At 73.3% G+C, this 14,935-nt stretch carries 9 protein-coding genes; 1 reads left to right on the top strand and 8 read right to left on the bottom strand.

Going from position 1 to position 14,935, the window contains the following annotated elements; genetic code table 11:
- Positions 1-25: 25 nt before the first annotated feature.
- The 3 genes from ACZ5WK_RS20130 to ACZ5WK_RS20120 form a co-directional block, all read right to left on the bottom strand.
- Positions 26-3,754 carry an Rne/Rng family ribonuclease gene (locus ACZ5WK_RS20130; protein ID WP_465548725.1) on the bottom strand — a complete coding sequence of 1,243 codons (3,729 nt, stop codon included), beginning with the start codon at positions 3,752-3,754 and terminating at the stop codon, positions 26-28.
- A 264-nt stretch (positions 3,755-4,018) separates the two neighbouring features.
- Entirely contained in the window at positions 4,019-4,819 is an 801-nt protein-coding gene (locus ACZ5WK_RS20125; RefSeq protein WP_405365817.1) for a TIGR03936 family radical SAM-associated protein, read from the bottom strand.
- Positions 4,820-5,040: 221 nt separating this feature from the next.
- Complete coding sequence (locus ACZ5WK_RS20120) at positions 5,041-6,966, bottom strand: TIGR03960 family B12-binding radical SAM protein (protein WP_465548724.1); 1,926 nt, start codon at positions 6,964-6,966, stop codon at positions 5,041-5,043.
- A gap of 251 nt (positions 6,967-7,217) precedes the next feature.
- On the opposite strand from ACZ5WK_RS20120, the gene ACZ5WK_RS20115 reads away from it, so the two are divergent.
- A complete protein-coding gene (locus ACZ5WK_RS20115; RefSeq protein ID WP_465548723.1) occupies positions 7,218-8,513 on the top strand; it encodes a M14 family zinc carboxypeptidase in 1,296 nt (431 codons plus the stop codon).
- Between the two features lie 48 nt (positions 8,514-8,561).
- On the opposite strand, the gene rodA is transcribed toward ACZ5WK_RS20115, so the two are convergent.
- The 5 genes from rodA to ACZ5WK_RS20090 form a co-directional block, all read right to left on the bottom strand.
- The gene (gene rodA, locus ACZ5WK_RS20110) at positions 8,562-9,761 is read right to left on the bottom strand and encodes a rod shape-determining protein RodA (protein WP_465548722.1); all 1,200 of its coding nucleotides are present in this window, start codon (positions 9,759-9,761) and stop codon (positions 8,562-8,564) included.
- Between the two features lie 64 nt (positions 9,762-9,825).
- Complete coding sequence (gene mrdA, locus ACZ5WK_RS20105; RefSeq protein WP_465548721.1) at positions 9,826-12,087, bottom strand: penicillin-binding protein 2; 2,262 nt, start codon at positions 12,085-12,087, stop codon at positions 9,826-9,828.
- Positions 12,088-12,182: 95 nt separating this feature from the next.
- Positions 12,183-12,824, bottom strand: coding sequence for a rod shape-determining protein MreD (gene mreD / locus ACZ5WK_RS20100; protein ID WP_465548720.1), 642 nt, complete (start codon positions 12,822-12,824; stop codon positions 12,183-12,185).
- A gap of 3 nt (positions 12,825-12,827) precedes the next feature.
- On the bottom strand, positions 12,828-13,757 hold the full coding sequence (gene mreC, locus ACZ5WK_RS20095) for a rod shape-determining protein MreC (RefSeq protein ID WP_465548719.1): 930 nt from the start codon (positions 13,755-13,757) through the stop codon (positions 12,828-12,830).
- Between the two features lie 104 nt (positions 13,758-13,861).
- The gene (locus ACZ5WK_RS20090; RefSeq protein WP_465548804.1) at positions 13,862-14,887 is read right to left on the bottom strand and encodes a rod shape-determining protein; all 1,026 of its coding nucleotides are present in this window, start codon (positions 14,885-14,887) and stop codon (positions 13,862-13,864) included.
- Positions 14,888-14,935 lie beyond the last annotated feature (48 nt).

Raw genomic sequence — 14,935 nt, 5'->3', positions numbered from 1 at the left:
GTCGCCCGCCCCCGGTCCGCGGGCACTACTCGGCTGCCGAATCACCCTCGGCGGCCGCGGCCTTCTTGGCCGCCGCGCTGGTCCGCTTGGTGGCGGTCTTGCGGGCGGTGGTCTTCTTCGCGGCGGCCGCCGTGGTCTTCTTGGCGGCCGTCTTCTTCGCGGCGGTCTTGCGCGCGGCCCGCTTCTTCGGCGCCGGCGCCTCCTCGGCGGGCTCCTCGGCAGCGGCCTCGGCCGGAGCCTCGGTCTCGGCAGCGGCCTCGACGGGAGCCTCTGCCACCGGCTCGGCGACCGGCTCGGCCTCGGCGGGAGCCTGCCCGGGGGTCCCGGCCTCCGCCTCGGCCGGAGCCGGCGCGGGGGTCTCGGCCGGCGTCTCGGCGGCCGCGAAGGCCGCCTGCAGCGCCGCGTCGGCCCTGGCCTGGAGCACCACGATCTCGGCCTCGGCGGGCGCACCCGCCGGAGCCGTCGCCTTGCGCACCGCGCGGCGGCGGGTGCGGCCGGCGGGCGCCGCGGCGGCGGCCGGGATCTCGACCAGGCTCGGGCGGTCGGGCGCCTCGGCAGCGACCTCGGCGGCCTCGGCCTGCGGCTCGGCGACGACCTCGGCCTCCGGCACCTCGATCGCCAGCTGGCCCTCGATCTCCTCGCGCTCGAGCACCTCGGCGAGGTCCTCGGCGGCCTCCACGACCGCCTCGGCGGCGTGCGGCTCCTCCTGGCCCGCCCCGCCCTTGCCCCGGCGACGGCGCTTGCCACTGCCCGCGCCCGCCTCGCCGGCCGGAGCCGCCGGAGCGTGGACGTGGGTGCTCGGCTGCTCCATGTGGACGATCACGCCACGGCCGTTGCAGTGCACGCACGGCTCGGAGAAGGACTCCAGCAGGCCCTGGCCGACCCGCTTGCGGGTCATCTGCACCAGGCCCAGCGAAGTGACCTCGGCCACCTGGTGCTTGGTCCGGTCCCGGCCCAGGCACTCCAGCAGCCGGCGCAGCACCAGGTCGCGGTTGGACTCCAGCACCATGTCGATGAAGTCGATGACGATGATGCCGCCGAGGTCGCGCAGCCGCAGCTGGCGCACGATCTCCTCGGCCGCCTCGATGTTGTTCCGGGTGACGGTCTCTTCGAGGTTGCCGCCCTGGCCGACGAACTTGCCGGTGTTGACGTCGATGACGACCATCGCCTCGGTGCGGTCGATCACCAGCGAACCGCCGCTGGGCAGCCAGACCTTGCGGTCCAGCGCCTTCATCAGCTGCTCGTCGATCCGGTAGGTGGCGAACACGTCCACCTCGGAGGTCCACCGCTGGAGCCGCTCGGTGAGGTCCGGGGCCACGTTGGAGACGTAGTCGTGGATGGTGTTCCACGCCTCGGTGCCGGAGACGATGACCTTGGTGAAGTCCTCGTTGAAGATGTCGCGGACGACCCGGACGGTCATGTCCGGCTCGCCGTACAGCAGCGCGGGCGCGTTGCCGGTCGCGGCCTTCTTCTGGATGTCCTCCCACTGCTGCTGGAGGCGCTGGACGTCGCGGGTCAGCTCCTCCTCGGAGGCGCCCTCGGCGGCGGTGCGCACGATGACGCCCGCGTCGTCCGGGACGATCTTCTTGAGGATCTGCTTCAGACGGGCGCGCTCGTTCTCCGGCAGCTTGCGGGAGATGCCGGTCATCGAGCCCTCGGGCACGTACACCAGGTAGCGGCCGGGCAGCGAGATCTGGCTGGTCAGGCGGGCGCCCTTGTGGCCGATCGGGTCCTTGGAGACCTGCACCAGCACGGACTGGCCGGACTTCAGCACCGACTCGATCCGGCGCGGGCCGCCGTGGCCGCCCAGCGAGCCGAAGTTGACCTCACCGGCGTACAGCACCGCGTTGCGGCCCTTGCCGATGTCGACGAAGGCGGCCTCCATCGACGGCAGCACGTTCTGGACCTTGCCCAGGTAGACGTTGCCGACGTACGAGGTGGCCTGCTCCTTGTTGACGTAGTGCTCGACCAGCACGCCGTCCTCGAGGACGCCGATCTGGGTGCGCTGGCCGTTCTGGCGCACCACCATGACGCGCTCGACCGACTCGCGGCGGGCCAGGAACTCGGCCTCGGTGATGATCGGCACCCGGCGGCGGCCCAGCTCGCGGCCCTCACGGCGGCGCTGCTTCTTGGCCTCCAGGCGGGTGGAGCCCTTGATGGACTGCACCTCGTCCGGGTCGAAGGACGGCTCGGTGGAGCGGCGGCGCGGCTCGCGCACCTTCACGACCGTGCGGACGCCGTCCTCGGTGGTCTCGGCGGCCTCGGTGGCGCCGGCCTCACCGCTGCGGCGGCGACGGCGGCGACGGCGGCGGGACGAGGCCAGGCCGGCGGACAGGTCGTCCTCGTCCTCCTCCTCGTCGTCGGCAGCGGCGGCGGCGGGCTCCTCCACGGGCTGCTCGGCCTCGGCGGCCTCGGCCTCGAACTCCTCGGCCTCACCGCGACGGCGGCGGCGGCCGCCCCGGCGGCGACGGCGGGACGGACGGCCGTCCTCCTCCCACTCGCCCTCGACCTCGGGGCCGGTGGCGGCGGGCGCCTCGACGGGGGCGGGGGCCTCGGCGGGGGCGGGGGCCTCGACGGCGGGCGCCTTGACCGGCTCCTCGACGACGGGGGCGGCCTGGACGGCCTGGGCCGCCGAAGCGGCGGCCTTGCGGCGGGACGGGGTCTGGACCCGCACCTGGGTGCGGGTACGACGACGACGGCCGACGCCGCTGTACTCGAACTCGTCCTCGTCCGCGGAGGCCTGCACGGCCGGGGCCGGCGCCTGGGCCTGGGCCTGGGCCGGAGCCGCCGCGGCGGCGGGCTGCGCGGCGGGCTGGCCGGGCTGGGCGGACGTGGCGGTGTAGGGGGCCGGCTCCTGGAAGACCGGGGCCTGGAAGATCGCGGTGGACGGGCGGACCGCGCGGCGGCGCACCCGCTGCGGCGGCTCGGCCTCGGCGGCGACGGGGGCCGGAGCGGGCTCCGGGGCGGCGGCCGGCTCGGGCGCGACGGCCTCGGCCGCCTCCTCGGCGCTCTCCTCCTCGGCGGCCGGCTCCTCGACCGGGGTCTCCTCGACGACCGGCGCGGCCTCGACCACACGGCGGCGGCGGGCGCGGCGGGCCGGCGCGGCCGGGGCCTCCTCGGCGGGCGCGGCCTCGACGGCGGCGGGCGCCTCCGCGGGCGCGGCGGCGGGCTCCTCGGCGGCGGCGGGCGTGCTGACCGGCGCCTCGGCACGCTTGCGGGCCCGGCGGGCCCTGGCGGGCTTCTCGGCGGCCGGCTCGGCCTCGGCGGGCGCGGCCTCGGCGGCGGCGGGCGCCTCGGTGACGACGATCGGGGTGGCCTCCGGCGCCCCGGCGGGGGCCTCGGCGCGCTTGCGGGTCCGGCGGGCCCGGACCGGCTTCTCGGCGGCCGGCTCGGCCTCGGCGGGCGCGGCCTCGACGGCGGCGGGCGCCTCGGCGGCCGGCGTCTCGGCCGGGATCACCGTCTCGGCGGCCTCGGCGGCCGCCCCCTGCGGGGTGCCCGCCGGGCGGGACACCGCACGGCGACGGCGACGCGGCGGCGCGGCGGACGCGCCCTCGCCACCGGTGACGGCGGATTCGTTCTGTTCCGTTGCCGCAGACTGCTGCGGATCGGTGTTATCGAGCATGCGGGTAGATCTCCCGTCAGGCCCCCGGGCTCCGTATCCGGGCACGGCAGGGCACCGGTGGCCGGCCGGCATCGCGACGGATGCTCGGGCCGGACCCTTTCTCGGTGCCGCCGTGCGGACGCGAGGCCGCACAGGGGCTCGTAGTCTCGCTCGGCGCCCCGCCCTCGGCGGGGTGTCGAAAGTCTTCTGGTCTGACCAGTCTTCTGAGGTTTTCCCAAGCTGCGCCGTCCCCCAACCCCGGGTGGCTCCCGGACGGGGTCCTCGGGCCCACCGACCATCGGGGTCGGCGGGCCGCAAGAGGCCGGCCTGTGCTTCGACGACGCTCGCTCCCCTGGGGAGCCGCGGGGGCCTGGAGGAACAGCGGGCCCAGTGGGTACTGGCCCCGGCCTCCGCCCGCTAGGCGGACGCGGTTGCGCGCGGCTCGCCGGCCGCCACTGGGCCGGCCGGGGCCGCGGCGCGGTCGAGCGCCAGCGGGTCGGTCACCGTGCCGGTCTCCTCGTCGAGCGGCCCCTGCGCCAGCCTGGTCACCTCTGCGGGGACCGGCGGCGCCAGGTCGGCCGTCGCACGGAGACCGGACAATACGTCGTCGGGTCGTACGGCGGGTGTGGCGTGTCGTACTACCAGGCGCAGTATCGCACAGGGACGGCCGGTCCGAACATCGCGGGCCCCTTCGCCGTCCGTGTCCGCAACGCCGTCGACCTGCGGCGGGAGGATTTCCAGTGCCGCGACAGCGCCGCGCGCGTCGAAGACCCGCACGCCGTTCTTGGTGAGGCGTTCGACCTCGACCCGCTCCTCGGCCAGGAAAAGACCGGCCGCGCGGACCGCCTCCTCCCGGGTGACACCGTCCAGCCGGACCTGCCACTCGGAGGCCTCCAGGCGCTCCACGAAGTTCGGCGTCCGGACCTCGACGGCGTCGATCACGTCCAGGCCGTTCGGCAGCGACTCGTCGAGCTGCGCACGCAGTTCCTCCGGGTCGCGGACCGCGGCGAGCCCGATCTCCAGGTACTCCGCCTCGCTCGCCACCCCGGTCGGAGCGGCGTTGGCGTACGAGACCTTGGGGTGCGGGGTGAAGCCGGCCGAATAGGCCATCGGCACGGCCGACCGGCGCAGGGCGCGCTCGAAGGCGCGCTGGAAGTCGCGGTGGCTGGTGAAGCGGAGCCGGCCGCGCTTGGTGTAGCGGAGACGGATCCGCTGCACCGTCGGCGCGGGCGGCGGACCGTCGGGCGTACGGCGTGCCAGGGTCGCTCAGTCCTTAGTCAGTTGTCCCCGTCCGTCGTGGCGTTTTCGCGCCACTGTCCGGACTCTGTCACCTCAAAGGGTACGCGCCCCGCCGCCCCGCTCGCTCCGCCCCTGGTCAGCCAGGACGCGACGACCCCCGCCCGGAGGGGTCCGGACGGGGGTCGCAGGAGGCGCGGGAACTACTTGACCACGGTCAGCGGCAGCAGCTTCTTGCCCGTCGGGCCGATTTGAATGGTCGTGTCCATCTGCGGGCAGACGCCGCAGTCGAAGCACGGGGTCCAACGGCAGTCGTCGACCTCGACCTCCTCGAGGGCGTCCTGCCAGTCCTCCCAGAGCCAGTCCTTGTCGAGGCCGCTGTCCAGGTGGTCCCAGGGCAGCACCTCCTCGTAGGTGCGCTCACGGGTGGTGTACCAGTCGACGTCGACGCCGGTGCCGGCCAGGCCCTTCTCGGCCGAGGCCATCCAGCGGTCGTACGAGAAGTGCTCGCGCCAGCCGTCGAAGCGGCCGCCGTCCTCGTAGACCGCGCGGATGACGGCGCCGATGCGGCGGTCACCGCGGGAGAGCAGGCCCTCGACGATGCCGGGCTTGCCGTCGTGGTACCGGTAGCCGATGTTCTTGCCGTACTTGCGGTCCCCGCGGATGGAGTCGCGCAGCTTGGCCAGGCGGGCGTCGGTGGCCTCGGCGGAGAGCTGCGGGGCCCACTGGAACGGCGTGTGCGGCTTGGGCACGAACCCGCCGATGGAGACGGTGCAGCGGATGTCGTTCTGGCCGGTGACCTCGCGGCCCTTCTGGATGACGTTCTTCGCCATCTCGCCGATCTGGAGCACGTCGTCGTCGGTCTCGGTGGGCAGGCCGCACATGAAGTACAGCTTCACCTGGCGCCAGCCGTTGCCGTACGCGGTGGCGACGGTGCGGATCAGGTCCTCCTCCGACACCATCTTGTTGATCACCTTGCGCATGCGCTCGCTGCCGCCCTCGGGGGCGAAGGTGAGGCCCGAGCGGCGGCCGTTGCGGCTCAGCTCGTTGGCGAGGTCGATGTTGAAGGCGTCGACGCGGGTGGACGGCAGCGACAGGCCGATCTTGTCGTCGGTGTAGCGGTCGGCCAGGCCCTTGGCGATGTCACCGATCTCGGTGTGGTCGGCGCTGGACAGCGACAGCAGGCCGACCTCCTCGAAGCCGGTCGCCTTGAGGCCGCGCTCGACCATCTCGCCGATACCGGTGATGCTTCGCTCCCGCACGGGGCGCGTGATCATGCCGGCCTGGCAGAAACGGCAGCCGCGGGTGCAGCCGCGGAAGATCTCGACGGACATCCGCTCGTGCACCGTCTCGGCGAGCGGGACCAGCGGCTGCTTGGGGTAGGGCCACTCGTCGAGGTCCATGACGGTGTGCTTGGAGACCCGCCACGGCACGCCGGGCGCGTTCGGCACGACGCGGGCGATCCGGCCGTCGGCCAGGTACTCCACGTCGTAGAACCGGGGCACGTACACGCCGCCGGTGCGGGCCAGGCGCAGCAGGATCTCGTCGCGCCCGCCCGGGCGGCCCTCGGCCTTCCAGCCGCGGATCAGCTCGGTGATGTCGAGCACGGCCTGCTCGCCGTCGCCGACCACCGCGCAGTCGATGAAGTCCGCGATCGGCTCGGGGTTGAACGCCGCGTGGCCGCCGGCCAGCACGATCGGGTCCTCGTCGGTGCGGTCCTTCGCCTCCAGCGGGATGCCCGCGAGGTCGAGCGCGGCCAGCATGTTGGTGTAGCCGAGCTCGGTGGAGAACGAGAGCCCGAACACGTCGAAGGCCTTGACCGGGCGGTGGGCGTCCACGGTGAACTGCGGGACGCCGTGCTCGCGCATCAGCGCCTCGAGGTCCGGCCAGACGCTGTAGGTCCGCTCGGCCAGCACGCCCTCGCGCTCGTTGAGCACCTCGTAGAGGATCATGACGCCCTGGTTGGGCAGGCCCACCTCGTAGGCGTCGGGGTACATCAGCGCCCAGCGGACGTCGCAGGCGTCCCAGTCCTTGACGGTCGAGTTCAGCTCGCCGCCGACGTACTGGATCGGCTTCTGGACGTGCGGGAGGAGGGCCTCCAGGCGTGGGAAGACCGATTCGACAGTCATGTACTAGGAACCCTTACGACGTTGAGAGGTGTCGCGCGCATCGAATCCCGGTCGGGGGGTGCTGGGCGACGTCTGGGAGGGGTGACCCTCAAGGGTAGCCGAATCCCGGAGCCGCCCGGCCGGTCTCTCGCAGCGCCGCCGGCGGACTCCCGGCCCTGCTCACCGGCTGTTGACAGCCCCGGACGGACCGTGCCGTACTTGCTGGGCTCCGCCGCCAGGCCCAGCACACCATCGGGACAAGGAAGTTGACCATGCACGACGGCACCGGCACCGGTCCTCGGGCGCTCCGGACCGGAGCGCCGCGCCAGGACACCCCGGGCTACCCTACGGCGGCCCGCGCCGAGGCCGCCGCCCGCCGGCTGGCCCGGCTCCACCCGGACCGCTGCCGGCTGCGCGAGGCGGGCCGCTCCCGGGCAGGCCGCCCGCTGCTCCTGCTCTCCGTCGACGACGGCGCGCGCGCCGTCCTGGTGGTCGGCGGCCCGCACCCGAACGAGCCGGTCGGCCGGGCCGCCGCGCTGCGGCTGGCCGAGCGGCTGCTGGAGCTGGCGCCGCGCCCCGGCGTGGCCTGGCACATCCTGCTCTGCCTCGACCCGGACGGCGCGGCCCTCAACGAGGGCTGGCTGGACGGCCCGCTCACCGCCGCCCGGCACTACGAGCACTTCTACCGGCCCGCCTTCGAGGAGCAGCCGGAGCAGCTGCCGCCCGCCGGCCGGGGCCGCGCCCCGATGCCGGAGAGCCTGGCGCTGACCGGCCTGATCGACGAGCTGCGCCCCGTCCTGCAGTGCTCGCTGCACGGGGTGGACTTCGGCGGCGCCTTCGTCCAGCTGACCAGGCCCGTCCCGGGCCTGCCCGCGCGGTTCGCCGCCTCGGTGGCGCGCGGCGGCCTCCCGCTGGACGTCGACTCCTACGACGCGGTGGGCTGGCACAGCCCGGCCCCGGGGGCGTACGTGATGCCGGTGCCGGGCGGCGGCTCCCGGGTGCTGCCCGACCGGCCCGAGCTCTCCACCTGGTCGTACGCCGGGCGGTACGGCGGGGTGACGGCCGTGCTGGAGGTACCGATGTGGGCCGTCGACGCGGTCGGCGACGCCGGCCGGCACCCGGCGCCCGGCCCGGCCGTCGCGGCGGCCGCCCGTACCCTGCGTGAGCGCGCCGAGCGGCTGGGCTCGCTGCTGCCGCTCGTCCCGCCGCACGCCCGCGCGGCGGGCGGGGCGCTGCTGCGCACCGCCGAGTTCAACCTGGGGGTCTGCCCGCCGCTCGCGGACGAGTGGCTCGCCGACTGGCACGGCCGGCCGCTCTCGGTCTCCCGGGTCACCGCGGCCGGGATCGCCGCCGAGCGGATCCCGCTGCGGGTCGCGTCGGTGCTGCTGCGCCTGCTCGCGGACGCCGGCGGACCGGCGGCCGGGGCCGCCCGGGAGGAGGCCCGGGCCGTCGTCACGGCGGGCCTGGACGGCCTGCACCGGCTCGGCACCCGCTGGGTGCCGGTGGAGACCCAGGTGGCCCACCAGGTCCGGGCGGTCAGGGCCGCCGCCGACTGCCTGCTGCCCTGACGCGCGAGGGCCGGCCCGGGTCATCCCGGACCGGCCCCGTCCACCGCCTCAGGCCGCTATCGGCCGCTGACTCTGCACCGCCTGCAACAACCCGATCGCCACCCAGGTCGAGAACATCGACGACCCGCCGTACGAGACGAACGGCAGCGGGATGCCGGCCACCGGCATGATGCCCAGGCACATCCCTATGTTCTCGAACCCCTGGAAGGCGAACCAGGCGACCGCCCCGGCCGCCACGATCGTCCCGTACAGGTCGGTCGCCTGCCGGGCGATCCGGCAGCCCCGCCAGAGCACCACGCCGAGCAGCACGATGATCGCCATCGCCCCGAGGAAGCCCAGCTCCTCGCCGGCCACCGTGAAGACGAAGTCGGTCTGCTGCTCCGGCACGAACTGCCCGGTGGTCTGCGTCCCGTGGAACAGCCCCTTGCCGGTCAGCCCGCCCGACCCGATCGCGATCCGGGCCTGCGCGGTGTTGTAGCCCACGCCGGACGGGTCGAGCGCCGGGTTGGCGAAGGCGGCGAAGCGGTCGATCTGGTATTTGCTCAGCACCCCGAGCTTCCAGATCGCCACACAGCCGCCGACCCCGGCGAGGATCAGCCCGAACACCCACCGGTTGGCCGCGCCGGAGGCCAGCAGGATGCCGAGCACGATGACGGCCATCACCATCACCGAGCCGGCGTCCGGCATCAGCATCACGACCGCCATCGGCAGCGTCGCCCAGACCAGCCCGCGGAAGACCGCCCGGTTGGAGGGGAACTCCCGCTCCCCCGCGTCCACCTGGTCCGACAGCACCACGGCCATCGCCAGCACGATCGCCAGCTTGGCGAACTCGGCCGGCTGGACGGAGAAGCCGCCGCCCAGCTGGATCCAGGAGTGCTGGCCGTTGATGGTCGAGCCGAGCGGGCTCAGCGTGGCCGCCAGCAGCAGGATCACACCGGCGTACAGGAACGGCACCACCGTGCGGAACCGGCGACTCCCTATCCCTATCACCAGCGCGCACAGCACCATCCCGATCACCACGTTGGTGAGGTGCCGGAAGAGGAAGTACTGCGGATCGCCGTGGGTCAGCGAGTCCCGCCCGCGGGTGGCCGACCAGACCAGCAGCGAGCTGCCCAGCGACAGCACCAGCGCGGCCAGCAGCAGTATCCAGTCGATCCGCCAGAGGGGGGAGTCCTTGGCGAGGGCCTTCGAGACCCCGCTGCGCTGCGGGGCCAGCCGCAGCTGCCGGTACGACCCGTAGGAACTCATGCGCCCGCCTCGCTTCGCCCGGCCGGGGCGTCCGCCCACGCGCGCCCTGCAACGACCCGCTCGCTCATGCCCGGCCCCTTCCCGTGCTCCGGACCGGTTCGAGCGCCGTGTCCGCCGCGGTGAACAGGGTCGTCGGGCCGGACGGCTGTGCCGGGTCCAGGAAGACCCTCGGCGAGCTGCCGGTCACGCCCGCGTCGCCCGGACCGGCCGGGGAGTACGCGGCCGGCTTGATGATCGCGGTGCCGTCCGGGTTGAACTTCGGCAGCTCGGCCTGCGGCTTGGGCAGCAGCGCCTTGCCGCCGTCGACGTTGCCCTTGTCGTCCACGCCGTACAGCGACTGGTAGATCCGCCGGATCGCATCACCGGAACCGCCGGAACCGGTGCCGCCCTGGCTTATCGTCATCACGACCGCGTAGTCGCCGCTGTAGGTGGTCAGCCACGAGGTGGTCTGCTTGCCCTCGACCTCGGCGGTGCCGGTCTTGGCGTGCAGCTCGATCTTGCCCTGCGGCCACCCGGCGCCGGTGAACTTCCACGCGGCGGTACCGCTGGTGACGACGCCCGCGGTGGCCTGGTCGATGTAGCTCAGCAGCTTCTGGTCGCCGGGGAACCTGGCGTCCTCGTGCGGGGCGATCTCGCGGACGAGATCCCCGCTCGGGCTTATCACCGCCTTGGCGACGGTCGGCCGGTAGAAGGTGCCGCCGTTGGCGAGCGCCGAGTAGATCCGGGCCATCTGGATCGGGGTGACGAGCGTGTCGCCCTGGCCGATCGCGAAGTTGACCGAGTCACCGGCGCGCATCTGGTAGCCGTCGACGCAGTTCTCCCGGGCGATCTGGTCGGAGAAGGTGTTGCCGCCCTTCTCCGCCTGCTTGCACCAGGCGTCCTTGTTGTTGTCGTAGAAGGACTGCTTCCACTGCCGGTCCGGCACCCGGCCGGTGACCTCGCTGGGCAGGTCGATGCCGGTCTTGGCGCCGAGGCCGAACTGGTGGGCGGTCTTGTAGAACCAGTCCGCCGTCTCCTTCTTCGGCTTGATGCCGCCGTCCTTCATCCACTGGTCGTACGCCAGACCGTAGAAGACGGTGTCGCAGGAGACCTCCAGGGCCTTCTCCAGCGTGATCGAGCCGAAGTTCTCGCTCTCGAAGTTCTTGAACTCACGGCCGCCGATGGTCAGGCTCTTCGGGCACGGGTACGTCCCGTCCAGCGAGTAGCCTGCCTGCACGGCCGCGGTGGTGGAGATGACCTTGAAGGTCGAGCCGGGGGCCGACTGACCCTGTATGGCCCGGTTCAGCAGCGGGAAGTTGGACTCCTTGCTGGTCAGCGCCTGGTAGTCCTTGCCGGAGATGCCGCCCTGCCAGAGGTTGGGGTCGTAGGTCGGGGCGCTGGCCATCGCGACGATCCGACCGGTGTGCACGTCCATCACGACGGCGGCGCCGGAGTCGGCCTCGTAGTTGCGGTTGGTCACCTTGTCGAAGGTCTTGCGGGCGTCGTTCATGGCCTGCGCCAGGTTGTCCTCGACGACCTTCTGCACCCGGGCGTCGATGCTGGTCACCAGGTTGTTGCCGGTCTGCGGCTCGACCGCGCCGGCGGTGCCGATCACCCGGCCGAGGTTGTCGACCTCCAGCTTGGTGATGCCGGCGGTGCCGCGCAGGTCGCGGTCGTACACCGACTCCAGCCCGGCCCGGCCGATCTGGTCGGCCGGCAGGTAGCGGTCCAGGCCGCTCTTGTCGGCGGTCTTGGAGACCTCCTCGTCGGTCACCGGCGAGAGGTAGCCGAGCACCTGGGCCATGTTGGCGCCCTCGACGCCGGTGTAGTGGCGTACGGCGGTGGGCTGCGCGGTCACCCCGGGGAAGTCCTCGCGGCGCTCCATCATCTGCAGCGCCTGCTGGGTGGTCGCCTCCTTGGTGACCGGGATCGGCTGGTACGGCGACCCGTTCCAGCAGGGCTGCTGGGTCTTGGCGTCGCAGAGCCGGACCTTCTCCTGGACGTCCTTGGCCGGCATGCCGAGCACCTCGGCGAGCCGGCCCAGCACCGCCTTGCCGCCGTCCTTCTGCTGGAGCAGCGAGGTGCGGCTGACCGAGACCACCAGGCGGGTCTCATTGCCGGCCAGGATGCGGCCGGAGGCGTCCAGGATCTCGCCGCGCACGGCCGGCTCGACCACCTCGCGGATGTGGTTGCCGGTCGCCTTGGCGGTGTAGACGCTGGCGTTGCGGATCTGCAGGTACCAGAGCCGTCCGCCGAGGGTGGCGAGCAGCGACAGCACCAGGATCTGCAGCACCACCAGACGGATCGTCACCCGCCGGGTACGGCCGGTCTCGGGGATGTTGCTCACGTCTCGTGCGCTCCAGAGTGCGGGGTTCCGGACAAGAGGGTCGGGGTCTTGCGGGCGCCGGGTGTCGCGGGCGCGGGGTGTTACGGGCGCCGGTGTTACGGGCGCTTGGCGAAGCCGAGCGAGCGCTTCTTCTTGTAGCTCGGCCCGGACGACGCCTCACGGGTGGTGCGGTAGCGCGAGAGCGTGCCGAGCCCCGGGCCGCCCTCGTCGTCCCCGGCGGCGGCGGCCACCGGGTCCCTCCCGAAGCGGCGCCCGATCAGCATCACCGCGGGCACCACGAACGGCGCCAGCAGCAGGTCGTACAGGAGGGCGGTGACCACCAGGCTGCCGAGGCCGACGTGGCGGGCGGCGGTGTCGCCGACCAGGGCGCCGACCATCGCGTACAGCAGCGTGGAGGCGACCGCCGCGACGGCCACCACCAGCAGCGCGCTGGAGACCGAGCGCTGCCGGCCGTGGTCGGGGCGGAGCAGCCCGGCGGCGTAGCCCATCAGACAGAGCACCAGGGCGTAGCGGCCGATGGCGTGGTCGGACGGCGGCGCGAGGTCGGCCAGCAGGCCGGCCGCGAAGCCGACCAGGCATCCGCCGGTCGGCCCGTAGACCATGGCGAGGCCGACCACCACGAGCAGCAGTATGTCCGGGGTGGCGCCCGGGAGCTGGAGCCGGCCGAAGACGCTGACCTGGAGGATCAGGCCGAGCAGGACGAGGACGGCGGTGACGGGGACGCGGGCGAGGCGCATGGCTCAGTTCCCCCCGGAGGGCTTGGCGGGCGGTGCGGCGGCGGGCGCCGCGGGTGCCTGGCCCTGCGCGGCGGGCGCGGGCGGCAGGACGGCGTCGCGCGGGTCGGTGCGCGGCGGCACCACCACCACGCCGACCAGGTCGAGCCGGGTGAACTGGACGAAGGGCTCGACCAGGATGGTCTTGGTGAGCTGGCCGGGGTTGGCCTCGACCTGGACGACCTTGCCGACCGGGACGCCGGGCACGAACGGGCGGCCGCTCTGGGAGCCGAAGGTGACCAGCCGGTCGCCCTCCTTCACCTGGGCCTTGCCGTTGAGCAGGGAGACCTTCATGGCGCTGGTGCCGCCGCCGGAGGCGAAGCCGATCTCGCCGGTGCCCTCCAGCCGGGCGCCGGCGCTGAAGCCGGGGTCGGAGGCGAGCAGCACGGTGGAGGTGGTCGGGGCGACGGTGGTGATCCGGCCGACCAGGCCCTGCCCGTTGATCACGGTCATGTCCCGGCTCAGGCCGTCGTCGCTGCCGGCGTCGACGGTGATGGTCCAGGAGAAGCCCTGGGCCGGGCCGATCGCGATGACCTGGGCGGCCTTGACGGTGTATCCGCCGGCGCCGGCGGTGCGCAGCAGGTCGTCGAGCTGCTTGGTGCGGGCGCCGGCCGCGTCGGAGGAGGCCAGTTTCTGGCGCAGCTCGGTGTTCTCGCGGGCGAGCTGGTCGGTGCGGCCGCTGTGGGTGGCGGCGTCGCGGAAGGCGCGGACGGTGTCGGCGACCGGGTCGACGACGGTGGCGGCGCCGCGCTCGACCGGGCCGAGGACGCCGGCCGCGGCGCGGCGGGCGCCGCCGAGCGGGGAGCTCTCACCGCCCTTGATGTCCACGGTGATCAGTGCGAAGGCGACGGCCACCAGCAGGATGAGCAGCAGCCGGCTCTCTCGTGTGTCCCTCACGGTGCTGGTACTGCCCCTTCGTACCTGGCCGCCCACCCGGGCTGTGGGGCCCGGGCGGGGGCCGTTTCAGTTTGGCTGTCCGGTGTGACGGTCTGTCGGTTGTGCTAACGGCGCGGCTGGGCGTCGAGTACCTGCTGGAGCGCCTCGAACTCCTCGACGCACTTGCCGGAGCCGAGGGCGACCGAGTCGAGCGGGTTCTCGGCGATGTGGATCGGCATGCCGGTCTCGCGGCGCAGCCGCTCGTCCAGGCCGCGCAGCAGGGCGCCGCCGCCGGTGAGCACGATGCCGCGGTCCATGACGTCGCCGGCCAGCTCGGGCGGGCACTGGTCGAGGGTGGTCTTGACGGCGTCGATGATCGAGTTGACCGGCTCGTCGATGGCGTCGCGGACCTCGGCGGCGGAGATCACGACGGTCTTGGGCAGGCCGCTGACCAGGTCGCGGCCGCGGATCTCGGCGTGCTCGTCCTTCTCGCCCTCCAGGGCGAAGGCGGAGCCGATGCTCATCTTGATCTGCTCGGCGCTGCGCTCGCCCAGGAGCAGCGAGTACTCCTTCTTGATGTGCTGGACGATGGCGTTGTCCAGCTCGTCGCCGGCGACCCGGATGGACTGCGCGGTGACGATGCCGCCGAGCGAGATGACGGCGACCTCGGTGGTGCCGCCGCCGATGTCGACGACCATGTTGCCGGTGGCCTCGTGGACGGGCAGGCCGGCGCCGATCGCGGCGGCCATCGGCTCCTCGATGATGTGCACCTGGCGCGCGCCGGCCTGCGAGGAGGCCTCGATGACGGCACGGCGCTCGACTCCGGTGATGCCGGAGGGCACGCAGACCACGACCCGGGGGCGGGCCAGGTAGCGGCGGCGGTGGATCTTGAGGATGAAGTAGCGGAGCATCCGCTCGGTGATCTCGAAGTCGGCGATCACGCCGTCCTTGAGCGGGCGGATGGCGACGATGTTGCCCGGGGTGCGGCCGATCATCTTCTTGGCCTCGGCGCCTACCGCCAGGATGCCGCCGGTGTTGGTGTTGACCGCGACGACGGACGGCTCGTTGAGGACGATCCCCTTGCCCCTGACATACACCAGCGTGTTGGCGGTTCCGAGGTCGATCGCCAGGTCGCGGCCGATGAACGACAGGTTGGTTGCCATGGGGTGTAGGTGCCTTCCCGGGCTCGGAGTCATTAG

Source organism: Kitasatospora sp. NPDC032757 (assembly GCF_055579305.1).
This window is presented reverse-complemented; position numbering and strand designations above follow the sequence as displayed.